We start from the raw sequence: 20,585 nt of genomic DNA, 5'->3' as shown, positions 1-20,585 counted from the left end.
AACTAGAGGAAATTCCGAAGGAATTTCCAAGTAGGCGAAAATCAAGCAATTGATTATACACGTTGTTGGGTTTTCGTTATTCTTCAAGTTTCAATAATTCATTTTCAATTCGAGTAATCAGTTTCTCAGATTTAGATTTTGCTTTATTCAATGGATCTCTTACTTCAAACCATAATTGTTTATTTAAACTTTTAATGAAATAATTATATTCTTTATCAACTTTTAATAATTCGAAGTCATGCGGTATCATTGCTCTATCTTCAGTATTCCACAATCTATCAAATCTTGTATTAAAAATATTATTACTTGCATTTTCAATGACATTTGCATAGCGATTTATACTAGTGTCAAACTTTCTTTTTGCGAATGAGTAGTAATCTACAATTTCTATTTTCAAACTATCATTCGTTATGATATTTAAATCGGTTGCGGTCATGGTTGCATAAACTTCTTGTTCGATAGTTGGCATCCATCTAGCAGTTGAATTTAGAAAATGAAAATTCAATGAATCTTGATAAGGTAAATTGTCTTCAAACACCTTGATTAGAATGTTTATGGAATAATCAACAGTTCTAAATTCTTCAATGTTCGAGTCAATATTTTCTAAGTCTTTTTCAAGACTTCTTTTAAAAGTTTTTAGAAGAGCTATTTCATTCGATTTTACTTTTTGCTGTTCATTCCAATTATTAATTTGAAGAGCAATTAAAATTCCGATAACTACTAATACTATTTCTCCAATCGCATAAAGCAAATACTTACTGAATTTATTTTCAGAGATTAGTTTTTGTCTTATTTTTCTAAAGAATTTTATCATTAATTATTGGTTAGTCATAATGAAACCCAACGGTTTTGTATATGATACGGCGGGGCATGAGCGGCTGATTCGGCAGAGCGTAGATGCGGAGTAGCAACGTGGCGTAGCATCTGGCTTTAGCATCGGCAGGGCAGTGGCGCCGCCTATCGGTTTTATCCGATGTATCAATTTTTTATAAAGTTAGGAAATTTAATTAAAGCCGAATGTGAACGCTGTATTATATGCGTTGTTACCTAACGTGGTACGACCAGAGCTTAAAAGAGCCGTTCTAAGCCTTGTTTAATAGTAAGCAAGCCTAATATACACAATTTCCCGCGAGCGCAATTGAGTCCGCCGTGGACGAATCTTTCAGATTTAACACTGTTCCAAGAAAGCGTGAATGAATCCGATATTGAATTCGGTTTGATAAGTTGCGTAAATGATTCCGATGTAAAGACAGTTTCTTTAAACTAACGTTAGTGCCAATGTTTGGTAACGGTTTTGCATAAAGTTCCGTTGCGGAACTTCCAGACCAAGTTACATAGAATTTCCCTGATTTCCCGAATGGTAATTGATTCCGAGTATCTAAAAATAAGCAATGGACTTTATGCGTTGTTACCTAACGTTGCACGACCCGAGCTTTGCGAGTGCGATTAAATCTTTCAGCAGAAGGATAATCTTCTTGGCACATTTCCCGCAAGCGCAATTGAGTCCGCCGTGGACTCATCTTTCAGGTTTAACACTATTCCAAGAAAGCATATATGAATCCGATATTGAATTCCGCGTAATTAAATGCGTAAATAATTCCGATGTAAAGACAGTTTATTTAAACTAACGTTAGTGCCAATGTTTGGTAACGGTTTTGCATATGATACGGCGGGTAATGAGCGGCTGCTTCGGCAGTGCCAACATTTTGCGTCAGCGAAAGTGGGAAGCGCAGCGTGCGAATCAGCCGTGGGCAGTGGCGCCGCCTATCAGTTTTATCCGATGGACTAATTTACAATTAATTGTAGGAAATACAATTCACTTAACCATCTGACCGCTGTATTATATGCGTTGTTGGGCACTGGCTATGCCAATCAGTAATCTTGTACAAGTACCTCTGTTGGAATCCGAAGTGTTTTGTTGAGTTGACGAATCATATTCAAAGTCAATTTTCGTTTGCCATTTAGAATTTCGCTTACTCTACTTTTAAATCCAACAACAGCCGCAAGGTCCTTTTGTTTCATACCCATTTGATCCATTCGAAATTTGATGGCTTCAATTGGGTCTGGCATCTCGATTGGAAAATGCTCGTTCTCATATCGGTCAATCAAAATTGACAATATTTCGAGTTCATCGCCTTTTGGTGTCCCCAATTTGGCGTCGAAAATGACTTCTAATCTTTCTAAGGCTTTTTGATAATCCTTTTCGTTTCTAATGGGTGATATTTTCATAATCAAATTTCGTTAGCGTTAATTTTATCGTACTCTGCATGTGTTCCAATGAACCTAATCCAGCCAATTTGAAAGTCAAAGTTAAATTTCACAATCAGTCGATAATCATTACCTTTGATATTGAAAACTATTCTGTTTTCCGTCAAAATGCTCGCACTTGGATACTCAGCCTTAAGTTCATTTATGGTTTTCCATTCTGCCTTTTCGGCTTCACGATACCATGCTTTGAGTTGTTGCTCGCAATCAGCATGTTTTATCCAAAAATCTCGTAAGGTTCTCTTCGCAATTATTCTCACATTAATGTATTTGACGCAAATATAAACAAAAAGTTACCAAAACGGTAACTTTTAACTAAATTTCTTTGCTTGTGCCCAACGGTCTTGTATATGATTTGTGGCGATTTTGCTTGCTAGGGTGGCTTAATGAGCCCTTCTTGCGAAATCCACCCTAGACTATGTATTCTAAAGCGAATTGAGCGTTGAGCGCTTGATTGAGCCGAATTTTTCAATTTAGCCAGCGTAAAAGCGCCATTTCGGGTGGCAAGCCTCGCCGTTTTTATCCGATTGACAAGTTAGTGAAAAAATATAGGAAGTTTAACTCGTTTAACCCTCTAAGCCATAAATTATATACGTTGTTATACGCAGTCGACCTATTCTAAAAGTTCGAACTTATTTAAGAATATTTTGAAATATTCAAGATCAGAATCAAATGTATCTTCATCAGCTACGTAGTTTATCCACAAATAGGATTCATTAGTTTCAATCAGAATAAATTGCCCTAAAATTATTCGGTCATCGATATCAATTGAAACTTTAAAGGAATCAAATTTTTGAAAAGTTACTGGAGTTACATTAATTAGCTTGCTTTGATTTCCCCACAACCAATTTCGGCCATTATCTCTAAAATATTCGGGATTTCCTATTATGTGGTTTTTGAAATCTTCAAAGCTCTGAAAGTCCTGCTTATTTGCAGAATTTACGCATATCGCATTCTTTCGACCTTCTTTTCGAGGTATCATCATGCAAAAATTATAAGGACTATTCGTCTCTTGTATTTCCAACGATTTGGGAACTTCCGCCTGATATCCATTTAAAGTGTCAAGATATATTACTTTTCTTGCATTTCTGAAAAGGCCTGAAATGCGAAGAATTGTTATTTCTGAATTATTATAAGGCGTCACTACTACTTTTCCAGTATTTTTTTTGACGCGATAATTTTCAGCATCTTGCGCATTTGAAGGGCATATTGTAAAAAGAAGGAATAATGGAATAATTAATATTTTCATTTTTTAGATTGCGTATAACGGTTTTGCATAAAGTTCCGTTGCGGAACTTTTCCAGACCAAGTTACATAGAATTTCCCTCATTTCCCGAATGGCAATTGATTCCGAGTATCTAAAAATAAGCAATGGACTTTATACGTTGTTACCTAACGTTGCACGACCCGAGCTTTGCGAGTGCGATTAAATCTTTCAGCAGAAGGATAATCTTCTTGGCACATTTCCCGCAAGCGCAATTGAGTCCGCCGTGGACGCATCTTTCAGATTTAACACTATTCCAAGAAAGCGTGAATGAATCCGATATTGAATTCGGTTTGATAAGTTGCGTAAATAAATCCGATGTAAAGACAGTTTGTTTAAACTAACGTTAGTGCCAATGTTTGGTAACGGTTTTGTATATGGCTCGTAGCGTGTAAATTAGCGATATTTTTTCAGTTAAGCACGAGCCGAATTTTTTAGTTTTCTTATTACCTTTTTTTCTCAATAAGCCAAATTAAAAAATTTGGCGGACTTGCAAATATACCTTGACTTCGATTGAGTAACTGATTAGCTATGAGCTATATACGTTGTTACCTGCTGGCTTTCTGCGTATTGTTTGATTTTTTATCTGTCATTCTACTAATTCTATATTTACCAAACTTAATTAAAATCAGAACGAATGCTAAAACTGATGTAAACCAAGCTGTGTTGTAAACACCATAATAAAAATCGTCAATAGGTATAGATTCGGAAAATTGTGTTCCTAAAACTATGCAAATCAAAAATACTCGGATGAATTTTTTCCATAGACCTGTTTTTGTTATCATTTCATAAATTCCGATGATTAAAACAAACATGAATAAGGTGTCTCCGTGAAAAATCCGATTTATATGTTCAACAAATTCAGGGTTTGCCTTTTCCCAAGCGATAAAGTTTATGTAACTGATAACAGACAAAATCAGTTGGATTGATATTATTAAAATCGAAAAAAGCGGTTTGTGAAATTTCATTCTTTAGGGTTATGCTTTTTCCAATTATCTACTCGTTCATATATTCGGTTTCCAATTTCTAATCCGTCCATTCCAACTAAATCATCCCAATCACAAGTTGGCGCAAACCAAATCCATAATTCCGAGATGTCTATACGATTACCATATTCAATGTCGTCAATATAATCGACCAAATGAGAATGAAAGTCTTCTGCAGAGTCAAATCGGTTAGAATATCCGCCCTTAAATTCTGCTAAAATTTTTTCAGCTTTGTGCAAGTCATCGACAAGTTCAAAAAACTCCCACTTTTTCCAATATTCATCTTTGGAAAGTCCTTTTGGTTTGTTCTCAAAAAATCGGTTTATCATTTCAACACGATGTTTTTTTAGCTTGCAGGTAACGGTTTTGCATATGATACGGCGGGTAATGAGCGGCTGCTTCGGCTGGGCGTAGATGCGGAGTAGCAACGTGGCGTAGCATCTGGCTTTAGCGTCGGCAGGGCAGTGGCGCCGCCTATCGGTTTTATCCGCTGTACCAAATTTTCTATAAAGTTAGGGAATTTAATTAAAGCCGAATGTGAACGCTGTATTATATGCGTTGTTATGTAACGTAAATCTAAAAGATCAATTCTTCATAAATGACTTCGTCCGATATTTCTTCAACGTTTCCTGCGTATTGTTTTCCTCGAAGTTTTCCAACGGTGTACGCCACTAATTCCTCCTGCGGAAATTCTTGAATTAATTCCTGAATTGCTTTAATATCCAATTCGTCCTCAATTTTAGCTAACCAATTATCTTCAAATTCTTCTGCTAGAATTAAAGGCATCCGAGGTTCTTTTAATTTTGGATTGTTGTGAATTCTACCCATCATTTCGTTACCAGAAGTTGTCACAATTGAAAAGGTATTTGTAATTCCGTTAGTTTCCGGATCTTTCCATTCGCTCCATAATCCTGCAAGGGCAAGAGGCTCATTGTTTTTTCTTGAAATGTAAAAAGGGTAGGTGTTTCCATTAAAATGATGATGTTCATAAAATCCATCAACATAAATGATACATCTGTTACTTTTTGCTGAATTTCTGAAGGACGGTTTTTCAAATATGGTTTCACCTCTTGCATTTAAGGTATTATTCCAAAGTTTTTTCAGTTGTTCATTATCCTTTACCCAATGAGGAACTAAGCCCCAAGTTGCAACTTCTGGAAAAATAGGTGAGCGGTCTGTGTAAATTAGTAATTCAGGATGACTAAAACCTGATTTATGATGAATCGGAAGATCAGTTAAAGGAGCAAGTTTTTCAATAATTTCTTCAATTGCTTGAGAATCATTTCTTCTTCTAGCCCTGTTCAATTGAGCTTCTAAACTTGCTTTGATGTCATAGCACATAGTTCAATTGATTTATGTTACATAACGGTTTTGCATATGATACGGCGGGTCTTGAGCGGCAGCTTCGGCAGTGCCAACATTTTGCGTCAGCGAAAGTGGGAAGCGCCAGCGTGCGAATCAGCCGTGGGCAGTGGCGCCGCCACTCCTTATTTATCCGCGTGACTAATTTACGATTATTTGTAGGAAATCCAATTCACTTAATCATCAGACCCGCTGTATTATATGCGGTGTTGTGCTTTCGTACCGGTCTAACTAGTATTCTTTATTCCATTGTGGTAATCCGCCATAAAGTTCATAATATCTTTGAAGTAAAATGCCTTCTACGTAATTCGGTATATCGTTGTTTAATTCGTCAAAAGTATGATACCAATAAACATCTAACGCCTCAATATTATCCGCTAAAACTTTATCTTTCCAAGTCTTTCTTCTAGCCCCGCCAAATTGTTTTCCGTTAATCAGTCGATCACACATTCCACCAATCCTAATTTTCATTTTTCCATCATTAGTTATTTTGCCCGATGATCCGATGTATACTAAATCAATTTTACCGTTTTTTAGAGCATAAACTAAATATACTCCAATTCCATTATTTGGGGCATTACAAACATCCTTTAATTCGTCATTTTTACTATAAAAGAAGTGGTTTGTTTTTTTATATTTCTCTAATTCGTCAAACATTTACTAGATTTTTTTAGGTATGAAGCGCAACGGTTTTGCATATGATACGGCGGGTTTTGGGCGGCAAGCGTCGGCAGTGCCAACAAAACTGCGTCAGCATTTGTGGGAAGCGCCAGCGTGCGAATCAGCTGTGGGGCAGTGGCGCCGCCGTTACGTTATTATCCGCTGTACCAAATTATTTTATAAATTTAGGGAATTTAATTTAAGAGGAATGTGACCGCTGTATTATATGCGTTGTTGGCAACTGGTAAATTATCAAAAGGGCAAATCAATATCATTTTGCTCATTGCCGATATCTGTATTAAAATTAGATTCTAAATATTCTTTTAATTCTTCTTTGGCGTAATTTATATAATCAATAGTGTTATCAATATATTTACGTAAACTCCCAGATGTATTAATACGTAATTTTTTAACGCTTTTTATTAATCGATCAATCGCTTCATCCGCAAGAGGATCTTTTAAAATAAAACATCCAGGTAATATAGTTTTATGAATTCCTTTACCTCCTTTAAATGGACAATTGTATTCTAACACATTCTCATCAGTATCGAATTCTTTTTTAAATTCGGCTGAAGAGTGCGCTATTATACCATAGAACTGCAATTCATCTTGCAACACAAATGCATCAATTAATGGTTGTCCAAAAAAGATTGATGAATTATAATCTATTGTCATCTTGCCATTAGCTACTGCACCTTTATGTGGAATTTCTTCTTCAAATAATTGTTGTGATAAAAATGAGATACAACCTATAAACGCATCGGCACACGATTTACTATTATCCTTTGAAAAAATCATTATACTGTCTGAATAAGTCATAACGTGAACTATTTGAATCGGTTCGTCATTTTCATCTAAATCATAACCAAAACCAGTCTGAGAATAAAATAGTGATTCAGATACAGATTTCATCATTAAATATACCTTGTTGTGACTGTTTCTTGAAACTAAATTTTTAAAACCCATTATGTCTATGATTCCAACATATCGAGTACAAGTTGTTTTCCAACCTTTAGGATATTCTTCGTTTTCTTCTATGTTCACATTTTAATTTTTACTTGTTGCCAACGGTTTTGCATAAAGTTCCGTTGCGGAACTTCCAGACCAAGTTACATAGAATTTCCCTGATTTCCCGAATGGCAATTGATTCCGAGTATCTAAAAATAAGCAATGGACTTTATGCGTTGTTACCTAACGTTGCACGACCCGAGCTTTGCGAGTGCGATTAAATCTTTCAGCAGAAGGATAATCTTCTTGTCACATTTCCCGCAAGCGCAATTGAGTCCGCCGTGGACGCATCTTTCAGATTTAACACTATTCCAAGAAAGCGTGAATGAATCCAATATTGAATTCGGTTTGATAAGCTGCGTAAATAAATCCGATGTAAAGACAGTTTGTTTAAACTAACGTTAGTGCCAATGTTTGGTAACGGGCTTGTATATGATTTGTGGCGACTTTGCGGCTGAATCGGCAGAGCGTAAATGCAAGTAGCGTAGTGGCGCAGCATTTGGCTGGTGTCGTTTGCAGGGCAGTGGCGCCGCCTTCCGGATTAATTCCGAGTTGAAAGTTAATCAAAAAATGTGGAAATGTTCAATCTTTACGAATGCCAGCCATAAATTATATACGTTGTTAGCTACTGGCACTTTACTATGTTTATTTTCAAGTTCTTGCAGTTAGATAATATTAAATAATTAAAATTCAGTCCTTTTAAAAGTATTTTATATCTCTAAACACGGTTAATGTAGGTTCTTCAGACTTTTCTTTTGTGCCTTCCATGAACATATCTAAACGAACCCAATTATTATGGGAATCGTATTCGTAATCATAATAACGCCAGCGCACGGGTTTGCCATTATCATCTATATCAATACGTTGGGTAAGGTTTCCCCAATCATCATAATATAATTCCATATTTTTAGTGGGATACCTTTTAACAGTAGAAAGTGTAAACCTATTTACTTTAAATGGCAAATCGCTTTGATTGTCATAGGCATAATCCTCTTGAAAGACTTTAAAGTCATTTATAGTCAACACCGTCTGGGTTATCCTGTCATTCTCGTCATAAGTATAAGTGTATAGGTTGGTTTCCCCTGCTGGTAATGCAATATCATTAACCATCCTGTTTTGCATCTTGTACATAAAACCATCGTCCTTCAAGTACTCATCTGGCAAAAACTGCATTTTAATTATGCGATCTTTTTCATCATAACTGAAAATACGTTTCTCAAACGTGTTGTTCCCTTGACGTAGGAGATCGGTCAAAGAATCTTCGTGAACATAAATGTCTTCTCTAATTATCTTTTTTTTATCTACTACGTAATCAAATTTAACCTGAGTTGTGTCGTTAGTGGGAGTATATATGGATAAATAATTAACTTGTATTCCGTAAGGATGTTCAATCGGGAATTTAGGAACACCTAGTTGTCTTAATCCAATCTTAATTTTGTAGTCCTCAATATCATATATGTATTTGTTTACGTTTCTATTGTTAAAATCGTTTGTTTCAATACCAATTGAATCTTTATGGCGCAAGGAGGTAAAAGTTCGAAAACCTAAACTATCAAATACTAACCTTCCATTAAATAGGCTATGGCTCCAAAACTCATTAGCGTTTTCGTAATAGCTCCAATTTTCCCGATTTATTTCGTAGTTACGTTCATATTTAAAAATAACCTCTCTGGGTTTTCCTTGTAAGTTATATTCCTGCCAGCCAGTATAAATCGAGAAGTTGTTGGGACTGTCGGTTTGTTTAACCAAATCATTTTTCTGTGAACTATCACACGAAAGCAAAATCAAAAATAAAGTATAATGGGCAATAAGTATCTTCATTATATTTTTTAATTGTATTCTTAAATTTATAATCGCTAATTCAAATTTTCTAAATATTTCTTTAGTGCTTGTAGCTAACGGTCTTGTATATGATTTGTGGCGACTTTGCTTGCTAGGGTGGCTTAATGAGCCCTTCTTGCGAAATCCACCCTAGACTATGTATTCTAAAGCGAATTGAGCGTTGAGCGCTTGATTTAGCCAAATTTTTCAATTTAGCCGGAGTAAAAGCGCTGTTTCGGATGGCAAGCCTCGCCGTTTTTATCCGATGGACTAAGTTATGTTTTTTGTACGACTTTTCATCGCCTTAACCAACAGAGCCATAAATTATATACGTTGTTAGCCACAGTTATTCTTCCCTAATTATTTTTAATATTTCTAAAGTTCCATTTGTTAAGTCTTGAATATTTAGAAATGAAACCCCAATAACTTTAGGAAAATTTCTTAGCTCAATAATAGTTTTTTTTGAGACTCTCTCGGAATGAATTATTTGACCTAAACTATTTATTAAATCTATTTTAATATTGTTGGAATTCGAATTAATTTCGAGAATAGAATGTTCGGTAACTGGATTGGGATATATAATTGAATTTTTGTGTTTGTTATAATCATTTATTTCTAAAATAGCCTCACTATTACATGAGTTATGTTCAATGGCGTTATTTAAATCAGTTAATATTGAATATATCTCTAAAGTCGCTTCAACATCAACAACTCTTTTAAGCAGATCAGATTGTGATGATGGAAAAGCTTTTTCAACAGATGTAATGTGTGTTTCAAGTATTGTTAAATCTTCATTTGATATAATATCAATTCCAATAATAAAGTCGATAAAATCATCTTTGTCAAAGTCGTTTGGAACATCAGTACTCGTTAATAATGCATAATATCTAAACGTTCCATCACTCCATGAACAATCGTTAACTACGCAATAATGAAATTCAATTGAATTATTTAAATCATCTAATATTGAGAATACATCTAGCGTAGTCACAATAGTCACCGTCGTGTGTGGATTTTGCGAGGGAAAGGTTTTATAAACTAATGTTATGTGTTCATTTAGAATTGCTAAATCTTCATTAGAAATGTTATCAAGACTGATAATATGATTAATAAAGTCATTTTTATCAAATTCGCTTGGTACATTTACGATATATAATTTTGCTTCATATCGAAAGGTACCATCACCTTGAGAGCAATCGTTTTGACTATAACAAAATGTAAACCCTAATATTAAAGTCAGAAGTAGTAATATTTTTTTCATTTCTTTGATTTTAATTGTGGCTAACGGGTTTGCATATGATACGGCGGGTTTTAGCGGCAGCTTCGGCAGTGCCAACATTTTGCGTCAGCGAAAGTGGGAAGCGCAGCGTGCGAATCAGCCGTGGGCAGTGGCGCCGCCATTACGTATTTATCCGCTGTACCAAATTTTCTTTAAAGTTAGGAAATTTAATGATAGCCGGATGTGACCGCTGTATTATATGCGTTGTTGCCCACAGTTATTTTTCGACAATGTCCCATAATTCATAAGAACTCCAGCGTGTTTCTCCTTTTTTCATAATCTCAATTTTGTCCTCTGCTGTTTTTTCATATTTGCCATCAATCTCTTCCCAAACATCATACTTTAAAATAACAATACCTTTTGGGTCGCAACTTTTTTTGAGTTTAATTTTTAATTCCAACTTTTCAGAGTTCAAGTCTTGAATTATTGCAGTTGCATAACATTTGTCGTCCATCCATTTCTCTTCTTGTTTTTTAGAAACGAAATCATAGTCAAAAGTAAATTCGACAATATCTCCGATTTTGTATTCGCTAAACTCTTTGTTTTTTCTTTCAGTTTCTTTACGTTCGGATTCTGCCCAATAATCTTTGTAATACTTTATTTGATTATCTAATTTTATTTCAATTCCGTTGAGTTTTCGATGAAGCGAAGTCAAAATTATTCCTGACATATCATCAGGATGATTTATTCCTAAATCTCTAAAAAATTTTGATAATTCAGATGTTCCAGCCCAAAGTTTCCAATTGTTTCTTAATGACCTTCCAGTTCCGAAATGTAATTCAGAAGTTGCCTTTTGTTCCTCTTTGTTTTTAAATTCGTTTAAATTTTCTTCTGACCACTTACATTCAAAAAAAGCAATTGCGTCATTTAGGTCAGTCGGAATATATTTCTCAATAAATTTTCCACAATCATTTTGGCTTATCAGTAAAGTTGGAAAAATGAGAAATAAGACAAGAATTTTTTTATTCATAATTCGGTTGTTTCTCCAAAACTATAATCCTTTTTTTATATTCAAAAATTATAATGAGTGAACTGTTCATTTCGATTAGGGAACTGCTTTTTTTAATTGTGGGCAACGGTCTTGTGTATGAAACGTAGCGTGTAAAAAGACGCTAATTTTTCGGATTAAACACAGAGCCGAATTTTTATATTTTGTTTTTAATTTATCAATTTTAAAAGCCAAATTTAAAAATTTGGCGGGCATTGTAAATAAACTCAAACCTCTCGGAAAGCCTTCGCTAGCTATGTTTTATACACGTTGTTGTAGTGCGTTTTTTTCCAATCCTTTAATTTTAAATTTAATTTACGTGCGCCAAGTATTACTCCCGAAAAAACTAAAAGTATAGTCAGCTTGTAATATTCTTGATTTGAAAACGATTCTGTAATAATCATAACTGAAGCCAAAATACAAGCAATTGGAATAAAATAAGATATTACCATAATAGCTTTGAAAGCAAGATTTTGTACTGTTGAATTGCCTTTTACCCAATTCAGTTGCTTTATTGGTACAATACTAATGAGATGATAAAACATATGAAAACCAATATTCATAACTAATGCAATTCCAAATTTATCTTGAACTGATAAGTTTTTGATTGGTATTAAAATCAAAATCAGACTTACTGCAATTAGAGTATATGCAATCAGTTTATAAAGTTTATGTAATTTATTTTCGGTCAAGGTTTTCAATTAAGTTTTTTATTTTCTAACTCCGTAAATCTTTGTTTGTCAGTTGTTTTTATTTCAGTCAATTCAAAGTGATTTTTGTCTAAAACATTAAAATCAACTAGACTCAAATAGAGCTCAACAATATTTTTGTCTATCATTATCTTTCCACCACCACCCCAATGTCTATCAGTTCCATTTTTCTTAATTCCAGAAACCCAATATTCGTCTCCGTTTTCTATATCAAAGTAATTTCCTGCAATTCCTTGAGCATTTGAATTTTTAAGTGCTCTTCCATTGAAATACACAGTCCGTCCAGATTTCGAAAATTCAGCCATTCCAATCCAAGCTGGTCCATTATATCCAAATCCGCTTTTCAATTCGATATATTTTAATTCAGGTTTCATTTTTTCTCAAATGCACTACAACGGTCTCGGCTATGAGTAGTTGCTTGGGTTAGCAATTAACTTTGCAAGTACGCACAAAACTGAAAATCCGCGAGGATTTTCAGAAGTAGGCGAGAACAAGCAATTACTTATAGCCATTGTTGGCAACAGTTTTTTTATTCATTATTATTCAAAACGTATTTCAATCCGTCATAAAAACTCGGATAAGGAACGTGTCCATAATTGTCGTAGGTTACGTACTTGAATGATAGTCTCGCTCCTAATTCAGATTTTACTTTTTTTGAAAATTCGAGCATTGCAGTATGAACTTCTTTTTTAGGGTCAAATGGGTCAGCTAAAGAGTTAGCAACAAATAGCATTTTGCCAATAAATTGGTCTTTGTTTTTAAAAGATTTGTCAGTTAAGGTTCCAAAATAATAATCCATATCCGCGTACCATCCTGCACTATTTCCAATATAATTGTCAAACAATTCTGGTTTTACCAGAAAAGCATACATTACGAATAATCCGCTCAACGACCTTCCTCTAATAGTCCTTGTTCCATTTGTACGATAATTTTTCTCAATATGTGGAATTAGTTCATTTCCAATGAATGAGAGAAAATTTTCAGCTCCAGGATTGTCAACTTCATATGTTGGTGTGCTTAATGGCATTATATCTCTATTTCGGTCTGTATTTGGTATTGCAACGATTATCATTTCAGTCCGAAGTTTGTTCGTCACGTTTATAGCTTCTATTAAGTTGCTTTGTAATCCGTCCAAAACGTATAAAACAGGATAGGTCTTATTTGAAGTTTCGTAATCTTTCGGAAGATTTATGATAAATGCTCTATTCTCATTCAGATTCTTGGATTGAATGCTGTCTTTAATTCCGATTTTGATATTCACATCTTGAGAAAATCCTAATGTCGAATTCATTAGTCCGATTATGATAAAAAGTAAAAGATAGTTTCTCATTTTGCATTCGGTTCAAATTGTTGCCAACGGTCTCGGCTATGAGTAGTTGCGTGGTTTAGCACTTAACTTAGCAAGTACACACCAAACTGAAAATCCTCGAGGATTTTCAGAAGTAGGCGAGAACAAGCAATTACTTATAGCCATTGTTGTACACCGTTTTTTATTTGTTTATAATATATGTTTCTATTCGCATTGTCAGGAAGTCCAGCAACTTGTCCGTCTCCCAATTCCATTATTATCCAACCTCCATTTTTCTTTTTTGCAACATCCATTGTGAAGAAGTTACTTTCTATACTTTCCGCAATATTTTTAAAGAAATCAATATCTGGTATTTCAGAGTCATAATTTCCCTCGTCCCAATAATTATAGATTTGGACTACATTCTTATTCAAGAATACAATTCTAAATTCTTTAGTTAAAGGCATTCCACTTTTTGAGTGGTCAGTCAAAAATTCCAATTCCTCAAATTCACGAAATACAATTCCTTTATTCAAATAGTCGCCTCTTAATTCCAAAAACCTGTCGACAATTTTTTCCACTTTAGTTTTGTCAGAAGCGTTTGGAATAAAACAGGCATCATTCCAGTTGTGTTTTTCAGATTTCACGAAATCCTTCACGATTATCGGCTTATCTCCAAATTCATTAGTTAGTTCAATGATTTTAGCTTTTGATAAATCTTTAGTCCAATTTGATTTTGGTGTTTCTCCAACAATTTTGTCGTAAGAGTTCGGTAAGTAATGGCAATGTTCATATTCAGTTGGATTATTGATTAACTCAATATTCTTTTTTAAAAGTCCATTATAGAATTGTTCATAAACCTTTGGTGTCATCATCCAACCACGATAAATTCCAAATTCTTTTGTGTCAGAACTTTTAATGAACTTTAGTGCTCCATTTATGTTTCCATCAGTCAGTTCCTCGAAACTGAAAATGTGTGTCTCAAATTCATTTTCTTTTGCGGAATCAAATTCCGACTGGTAGTCAGGTTCGACTACTTTATTGTCAATTACGCTATCGCAAAAAATGATTTTCATTGGTTCGTTCAAATGGTGTACAACGGTCTTGCATATGGCACGGCGGGTGATGCGCGGCTGATTCGGCTGGGCGTTGGAAGCGTCAGCGTGAGAATCAGCAGGGCAGTGGCGCCGCAACTATGTTCCTTTCCGCTTGTTTGTTGTTTTGATAAAGTTAGGGAATTTAATTCGAGCCGCCCGTGACCGCTGTGATATATGCGTTGTTACCTTTTAGTTGCATGTATTATAGTTCATTTTTTTTAGGAAAAATTTCTTTCGCAACTTGATTAAAAAGTTCCAGAATATAATAATAGCTTTGATTAAGGTATTTTTCTATAGGAACTGTTACATGCTCAAGCGGTATATTCTCCTTTCCTTTAAAAGTCTTAATATTGGCTAATTCTTTATCAACTTTTCCTAAGTGTTTGGCTTTATTATTGAATTTCTGAAGTTCCAAAACATCAAAATATGCTTTAAATCCTTCGACCTTCACGTTTAGTGCTTTAAAATACTTTTTTCGTCTTTTCCAATCAGTAAAACCATTATGCTTATCATTACCTTGCAAAGTGTTTTCGATAAGATTTATAAGCTTGTTTTCAGTTTGTTCTACTATAACCCATAAATAGATAGCTGTGACTTGATTTAGAAAACTTGCCATGCTATTAATTTTTGAACCCTGTTCGCTGATTCCTTGATTTATTCGCATTAATCGATAATCCTCGTCGGTTTCTATGTCCATAGGAATTGGGTGCTTCCGAGCTTGTTCGGTTAAGAATTCATCCTTTTTTATTATCGGTTCAATTGATAAATTATACAAGTCAGTAAGATCTTCAAGAGCAAAATCCAATGTCGAAATAATAGCTTGATCAAAATAAAAGTAACTGTTTAAAACTGCATTCGTCTCATTATACTTTGGAGGAACTATTTTATTATATGGCATTGTTAATGCAATTAAAGGTAACGGTCTTGTATATGATTTGTGGCGACTTAGCTTGCTAGGGTGGCTTAATGAGCCTTTCTTACGAAATCCACCCTAGACTATGTATTCTAAAGCGAATTGAGCGTTGAGCGCTTGATTGAGCCGAATTTTTCAATTTAGCCAGCGTAAAAGCGCGGTTTCGGGTGGCAAGCCTCGCCGATTTTATCCGAATGACAAGTTAGTGAAAAAATGTAGGAAGTTTAATTCTCTTACTCAACTAAGCCATAAATTATATACGTTGTTGTGCAACGTATCATCATAGTTTTTTAAGTTTCAAATATTCCTTCATTATTTTATCAACATCATATTTTTCTTTTCTGTAATTGACAAAACTTTCAGGTAAAGGAGGACCTTGATTATCTAAAAATAATACTTGATTAATCAAATATTCACCAACATACATTTTTGAAGATAAGCAACCAGATTGGTATTCAATTGGGTATTCAGTATCTTTTAATGATTTGAGAACCAAACTTGTTTTATCTTTATAATCTTTTCTACGCAAAAGGCCTTCATAGGCAATAGCTTTAATTGTGCCACTAGGGTATTCAGTAAGATTTAAGAGTTCTTTTTCAGTAGCATTTTTCATTATCCAAATTCGTCGGTCAAATTGTTTTGGTTTTCTTCCTGACACGCCAACAACTCCACTTGAAATCCCACCATATTCTGCAACTTTTATGCTATCTCTAATTTGCTCACTAATTCCATTCCAATTATAAGACCAACTCTTTTCATAAAATGATGAAAACGTAAATAGAATTCCAATCGCGATTATTGTTAAAATTGGAAAAATAATTGAGAATCGATTTCTCTTTTTAATATGTCGTACGGTTTTTCTCATATGTTGCACAACGGTTTTGCATATGATACGGCGGGTAATGAGCGGCTGCTTCGGCTGGGCTTAGATGCGGAGTAGCAACGTGGCGTAGCATCTGGCTTTAGCGTCGTCAGGGCAGTGGCGCCGCCTATCGGTTTTATCCGATGTATCAATTTTTTATAAAGTTAGGAAATTTAATTAAAGCCGAATGTGAACGCTGTATTATATGCGTTGTTGCCCACAGTATTTTTCTTTCCGTTATTTAATGCCAACCAGTAAAAATGTCAAAAATTCCGTCCGCAATGTAATGCCAAAACGACTTTTTCTTCTTTTCAAAATTTGGGTCTTTTATCCAAAATCCGCAAACATTACAAATAACTTGATCTTTGTAAGTTGCTCTTCCATCCAATCCATCAAGCGAAGAAATCTCATCTTCCAATCCAAATTGTCCAGTATTATTTATCCATTCAACTTTTTCATATCTAATTTTATCGGTTGAGCATCTTGGACATCTTATTTTTCCATTTTCCGTATCGCGTTTTGGATTAGTCGCAATTAGTTTTTCAATCCGCTGTTCAGTCAGTCCTTTATCCGCAATATATTTCTCGATTTCGGATTGAGTTTCTGGCATGTAAGTTTTGAGTTTGAATTTGGCAAAATATGCTAATTCATAATCATCTAAATCAGTTAGAAATTTTATAACTCGGGTCATTTAGAATATTGTGGGCAACGGTTGAGCTATGAACAGTACGGGAGCAAACTGGCGTTTGCTTTCCGCCACGCGCATAGCGAAATCTTTTGGTTTTCTTTTTTTCTTTGTCCCGCTAAAAAGCAAAATCCAAAAGATTTTGCGGACATCATAAAAATACACAAACCCAGCGATTAAGCCCAAAGCCCGTATTGTTTATAGGTTTTGTTATCTGCTGGCTTTATATTCAGCCAAAAATTTGTTTCCATTTTCGATTAAAACTTTAGCACTTATAAAGTTGGTTTTTGATTCGAATATAATGTGTCCATTACTTAGGAAAATTTCTTTTGGTTTCAGTTTTTCCATCTGGACTTTCATTTACTCTTATGGCATAGATTAAATCTTCAAATTTGTAATAATAGTTTTCTGTCCAACTTTGGTCTGTACTTTGCGAGTATTCTACACGTATTAATTCTTTCTTTCCTTGTTCGTCGTAAAAGTATTCAGAGCAAGAAAAACCTCCAATTTGTTTAAACTGCGGTCCGTATTTTATTTCTCCTTCTGTTATAGATTCAATTAAGTCCTTGTCTATATTTCTATAATAAGTATAATCTTTGATTTGCTTAAAAATCTCAATTATCGGTAAGTCTTCAGGTTTTAACCTTTTGTAAGTTGCGCCTTTTCTCAATCTGGTTTCTTTCCATTCATAGAAATAGGTCATTTTATCATCGGTCACCTTAAATTTCCCGAGGTCAAAATCTTGATTAAAGGGTCTTAGAATATAAAACTCTCCTTCTTTCCTATATTTCCCCTCGTCTGTTAGTGGCTTATAGTATCTATAGTTTTCTCGTTGAAATTTGTTGTCAAGACGATAATTTTTAAAGGTATAAGTCGAGTCTGAGCGGAGGGTATATTCGTGAACCGAATATTTTTTCTGTATCTCGTGTGTTTTTCCTTCAACCTTATAAATTCTTATACCGTCCTGACTATAGGAGTTAGTAGAAAATATAATTATTAACATCAAAAGCCATAATTTCATAAAGGCAATAGATTTTTTTGAGCTTGCAGATAACGTGTTTGCATATGATACGGCGGGTCTTGAGCGGCAGCTTCGGCAGTGCCAACATTTTGCGTCAGCGAAAGTGGGAAGCGTCAGCGTGCGAATCAGCCGTGGGCAGTGGCGCCGCCACTACGTAATTATCCGCTGTACCAAATTTTCTATAAAGTTAGGAAATTTAATGATAGCCAAATGTGACCGCTGTATTATATGCGTTGTTACCCACAGTATTTTAATCAGATATTGGCAATTTTAGATTTGCTGGAATTTCAATTCCTATACTATCTAAATCGAAAACTGCGACAAGTCTAATATGATTGTCATTTTTGTCTTTCGGTGTATAAGTGTACTGAAATTCACTTAGTTCGTTATTTTCTTTAATCAATTCTCTATCGTTTTCACCATCTCCGGTTATACGGTACAAATCATATTTGTGAATGTAGTCCTTGTATGCAAAAAAGAAATCAACAGTAGATTCTTGATTAACTTTTAATTCTGTTGTTTCTAATCCGCCCAAGATGTGAAAAGCATATAAATTTTTTAGTTCAAGTTGAGAAATAGAATCTTTTAGCTCAATATTCTTTTTACTTAGTTCTGAAATTTGATTTTTTAGATCAGTTATTTCTTTTTGTTTACAAGAGGTAAACACGAAAAAAGTTACTATAAATATTAAAATGAATTTTGTTGTTTTCATATTGTGGGTAACGGTCTAGTATAAGAAAAGTAGGGCAGTTGTAAGCGATACTTTTCGGATTAAACTAAAGCCGAATTTTTAAATTTTGTTAATTATCTTTTCTTATATTAATTAGACCAAATTTAAAAATTTGGCGACTTAGCAAATACAGACTTACTTTTCGGTTAAGAACTTTTTGCACTATTTTTTTTATACATTGTTACCTGCAGTTATTATTCCCATTTTTCTTGTCCACTTAAATATTTTTCAGGCACATTTTCAGTTAGCCATACTCCATTTTCAGAAATAAAGAATTCTAAATTGTCGTTGAACATTTGTTCTGCAAATACCTTAAATATATATGGTTTTCCGTGTCTTTGACCAACCTTCTTTGCTGTTTCAATATCGCTACTTAAATGAACGTGTTGTCTATTCTGTCTTTTAAGTCCTTTTTTCAATATTGATTGAACCGATTTTTCACTTGTTCCGTGAAAAAGAGTTCTTGGTGGCTTTTGACTCGTGTAACCTAATTCAATTTCGATTGAATGTCCTTGACTTGCTCTAATTTTGTCAAGTTTATTATTAATAGCAAATCGTTTTTTAGAATTAGTCGCAACGATATGGTTTAATGTTTCTCTGTTAAATTTAATTCCGTATTTGTTTGATTTCTCAATCAATTCATTAATGTCAACCCAACCATTTTGGTCAAGTTGAACTCCAATTGTTTCAGGTTTGTGTCTTAATACCAAACTTAAAAACTTACTTATATGTGTTTGTTGTTTCTCGCTAATCATTTTTAATTATGTCGCAGTTAAACCAATTCACAAAGAGTAAATTAAATTCATTGTTGATTTTTAATATTTCGTTTTTTGTCTTGTCGTTCCATTGAGATACGCAAAGTTCAATTACTTTTCCGTCATTAAGAGTTCCGAAATACGTTGTATTTTCTGTCTTTAGACTGAATCCGTTTGAAAGCATTTCTCCGTTTATTAAAACTTGGCCAATTGAATTAGAATTCAAAGAATTTTGTAATTGATTGAAATCGATTGATAAGTTAGCCAACCCAATCGTTTTTCTTGTGTGGCAATTTTTGAACAATGTGTATTCTTCACTCTTTTTAGAATGATTTTCCCAAATCTCATTGATAGCCTTTAATTCTTCTTCTATTTTGGGAAGCGAGTTGATATTCAAAAACTCCTTTTGTCTGTAATCATCTTCGTGAATGTTAATGTCAAAGTCAGATTCCTTAGTTTTTGGTTCGGTCTGTGGAAATTCGTTGGATATGGTAGGTGTGGTGAACCAAATATCGTTCGGGTTCATTTTTTCCACTTTTCTCATTTTTAATGTTAAGTTCTTTGACTGAAGGAATTCTTTTGAGTGTGCAGGAATTGCTTCTTGAATTGACCAATCTTCATCATTTAAGTGCATTGTTGTTTGAATTTCAAACGTTTCAGGAAGTTGTTCTGGTGGCATTTCTGAAACTCCAATTACGTTTCCATTTGACGAATCAATGAATTGGACTTTTATCGTATTACTTTTTCCAAATATTTTATTAAATAGTCCCATTTATATTGTTTGCAGGATGTTTGTTTTAATTGCAGGTAACGGGTTTGCATATGATACGGCGGGTCTTGAGCGGCAGCTTCGGCAGTGCCAACATTTTGCGTCAGCGAAAGTGGGAAGCG

23 protein-coding genes are annotated in these 20,585 nt (G+C 34.3%); all 23 read right to left on the bottom strand.

The window, feature by feature from the left end; all coding sequences use genetic code 11:
* Positions 1-76 precede the first annotated feature (76 nt).
* A complete protein-coding gene (locus tag G5B37_RS03740; RefSeq protein WP_164677997.1) occupies positions 77-814 on the bottom strand; it encodes a DUF6090 family protein in 738 nt (245 codons plus the stop codon).
* 1,058 nt (positions 815-1,872) lie between these two features.
* Positions 1,873-2,229, bottom strand: a complete 357-nt coding sequence (locus G5B37_RS03735; protein WP_164678734.1) for a helix-turn-helix domain-containing protein — start codon at positions 2,227-2,229, stop codon at positions 1,873-1,875.
* Positions 2,230-2,231: 2 nt separating this feature from the next.
* Complete coding sequence (locus G5B37_RS03730; protein ID WP_164678733.1) at positions 2,232-2,525, bottom strand: type II toxin-antitoxin system HigB family toxin; 294 nt, start codon at positions 2,523-2,525, stop codon at positions 2,232-2,234.
* A 353-nt stretch (positions 2,526-2,878) separates the two neighbouring features.
* Positions 2,879-3,514, bottom strand: a complete 636-nt coding sequence (locus tag G5B37_RS03725; RefSeq protein ID WP_164678732.1) for a hypothetical protein — start codon at positions 3,512-3,514, stop codon at positions 2,879-2,881.
* A 563-nt stretch (positions 3,515-4,077) separates the two neighbouring features.
* The gene (locus G5B37_RS03720) at positions 4,078-4,497 is read right to left on the bottom strand and encodes a hypothetical protein (RefSeq protein ID WP_164678731.1); all 420 of its coding nucleotides are present in this window, start codon (positions 4,495-4,497) and stop codon (positions 4,078-4,080) included.
* Entirely contained in the window at positions 4,494-4,844 is a 351-nt protein-coding gene (locus G5B37_RS03715; RefSeq protein ID WP_164678730.1) for a hypothetical protein, read from the bottom strand. Before G5B37_RS03715 ends, G5B37_RS03720 begins: the two co-directional genes overlap by 4 nt.
* A gap of 247 nt (positions 4,845-5,091) precedes the next feature.
* Positions 5,092-5,856 carry an SOS response-associated peptidase gene (locus G5B37_RS03710; RefSeq protein WP_164678729.1) on the bottom strand — a complete coding sequence of 255 codons (765 nt, stop codon included), beginning with the start codon at positions 5,854-5,856 and terminating at the stop codon, positions 5,092-5,094.
* Between the two features lie 252 nt (positions 5,857-6,108).
* Positions 6,109-6,534, bottom strand: coding sequence for a hypothetical protein (locus G5B37_RS03705; protein ID WP_164678728.1), 426 nt, complete (start codon positions 6,532-6,534; stop codon positions 6,109-6,111).
* A gap of 255 nt (positions 6,535-6,789) precedes the next feature.
* A complete protein-coding gene (locus tag G5B37_RS03700; RefSeq protein WP_164678727.1) occupies positions 6,790-7,581 on the bottom strand; it encodes a hypothetical protein in 792 nt (263 codons plus the stop codon).
* Positions 7,582-8,244: 663 nt separating this feature from the next.
* Positions 8,245-9,366, bottom strand: a complete 1,122-nt coding sequence (locus G5B37_RS03695; RefSeq protein WP_164678726.1) for a hypothetical protein — start codon at positions 9,364-9,366, stop codon at positions 8,245-8,247.
* 346 nt (positions 9,367-9,712) lie between these two features.
* Positions 9,713-10,627 carry a T9SS type A sorting domain-containing protein gene (locus G5B37_RS03690; RefSeq protein WP_164678725.1) on the bottom strand — a complete coding sequence of 305 codons (915 nt, stop codon included), beginning with the start codon at positions 10,625-10,627 and terminating at the stop codon, positions 9,713-9,715.
* A gap of 235 nt (positions 10,628-10,862) precedes the next feature.
* Positions 10,863-11,615: a DUF6794 domain-containing protein gene (locus G5B37_RS03685; protein WP_164678724.1), complete on the bottom strand. Its 753-nt coding sequence runs from the start codon at positions 11,613-11,615 to the stop codon at positions 10,863-10,865.
* Positions 11,616-11,887: 272 nt separating this feature from the next.
* The gene (locus G5B37_RS03680) at positions 11,888-12,334 is read right to left on the bottom strand and encodes a hypothetical protein (RefSeq protein WP_164678723.1); all 447 of its coding nucleotides are present in this window, start codon (positions 12,332-12,334) and stop codon (positions 11,888-11,890) included.
* Positions 12,331-12,717: a hypothetical protein gene (locus G5B37_RS03675; RefSeq protein ID WP_164678722.1), complete on the bottom strand. Its 387-nt coding sequence runs from the start codon at positions 12,715-12,717 to the stop codon at positions 12,331-12,333. The genes G5B37_RS03680 and G5B37_RS03675 overlap by 4 nt, the downstream gene beginning before the upstream one ends.
* A 155-nt stretch (positions 12,718-12,872) precedes the next feature.
* Positions 12,873-13,634 (bottom strand): alpha/beta hydrolase, encoded by a 762-nt coding sequence (locus tag G5B37_RS03670; protein WP_164678721.1) that lies wholly within the window; start codon positions 13,632-13,634, stop codon positions 12,873-12,875.
* 173 nt (positions 13,635-13,807) lie between these two features.
* Positions 13,808-14,707 carry an ATP-grasp domain-containing protein gene (locus tag G5B37_RS03665; RefSeq protein ID WP_164678720.1) on the bottom strand — a complete coding sequence of 300 codons (900 nt, stop codon included), beginning with the start codon at positions 14,705-14,707 and terminating at the stop codon, positions 13,808-13,810.
* A gap of 223 nt (positions 14,708-14,930) precedes the next feature.
* On the bottom strand, positions 14,931-15,626 hold the full coding sequence (locus G5B37_RS03660; protein WP_164678719.1) for a hypothetical protein: 696 nt from the start codon (positions 15,624-15,626) through the stop codon (positions 14,931-14,933).
* 295 nt (positions 15,627-15,921) lie between these two features.
* Positions 15,922-16,506 carry a hypothetical protein gene (locus tag G5B37_RS03655; protein ID WP_164678718.1) on the bottom strand — a complete coding sequence of 195 codons (585 nt, stop codon included), beginning with the start codon at positions 16,504-16,506 and terminating at the stop codon, positions 15,922-15,924.
* Between the two features lie 238 nt (positions 16,507-16,744).
* Positions 16,745-17,194: a hypothetical protein gene (locus G5B37_RS03650; protein WP_164678717.1), complete on the bottom strand. Its 450-nt coding sequence runs from the start codon at positions 17,192-17,194 to the stop codon at positions 16,745-16,747.
* Positions 17,195-17,498: 304 nt separating this feature from the next.
* Positions 17,499-18,209 carry a hypothetical protein gene (locus G5B37_RS03645; RefSeq protein ID WP_164678716.1) on the bottom strand — a complete coding sequence of 237 codons (711 nt, stop codon included), beginning with the start codon at positions 18,207-18,209 and terminating at the stop codon, positions 17,499-17,501.
* Positions 18,210-18,459: 250 nt separating this feature from the next.
* Complete coding sequence (locus tag G5B37_RS03640; RefSeq protein WP_164678715.1) at positions 18,460-18,921, bottom strand: SadB/YajI family lipoprotein; 462 nt, start codon at positions 18,919-18,921, stop codon at positions 18,460-18,462.
* Between the two features lie 212 nt (positions 18,922-19,133).
* Positions 19,134-19,694 carry an RNA 2'-phosphotransferase gene (locus G5B37_RS03635; RefSeq protein WP_175017402.1) on the bottom strand — a complete coding sequence of 187 codons (561 nt, stop codon included), beginning with the start codon at positions 19,692-19,694 and terminating at the stop codon, positions 19,134-19,136.
* Complete coding sequence (locus tag G5B37_RS03630; RefSeq protein ID WP_164678714.1) at positions 19,687-20,466, bottom strand: hypothetical protein; 780 nt, start codon at positions 20,464-20,466, stop codon at positions 19,687-19,689. The genes G5B37_RS03635 and G5B37_RS03630 overlap by 8 nt, the downstream gene beginning before the upstream one ends.
* Between the last annotated feature and the right edge of the window lie 119 nt (positions 20,467-20,585).

The organism is Rasiella rasia (assembly GCF_011044175.1).
GTDB classification, from domain to species: Bacteria; Bacteroidota; Bacteroidia; order Flavobacteriales; family Flavobacteriaceae; genus Marinirhabdus; species Marinirhabdus rasia.
This window is presented reverse-complemented; position numbering and strand designations above follow the sequence as displayed.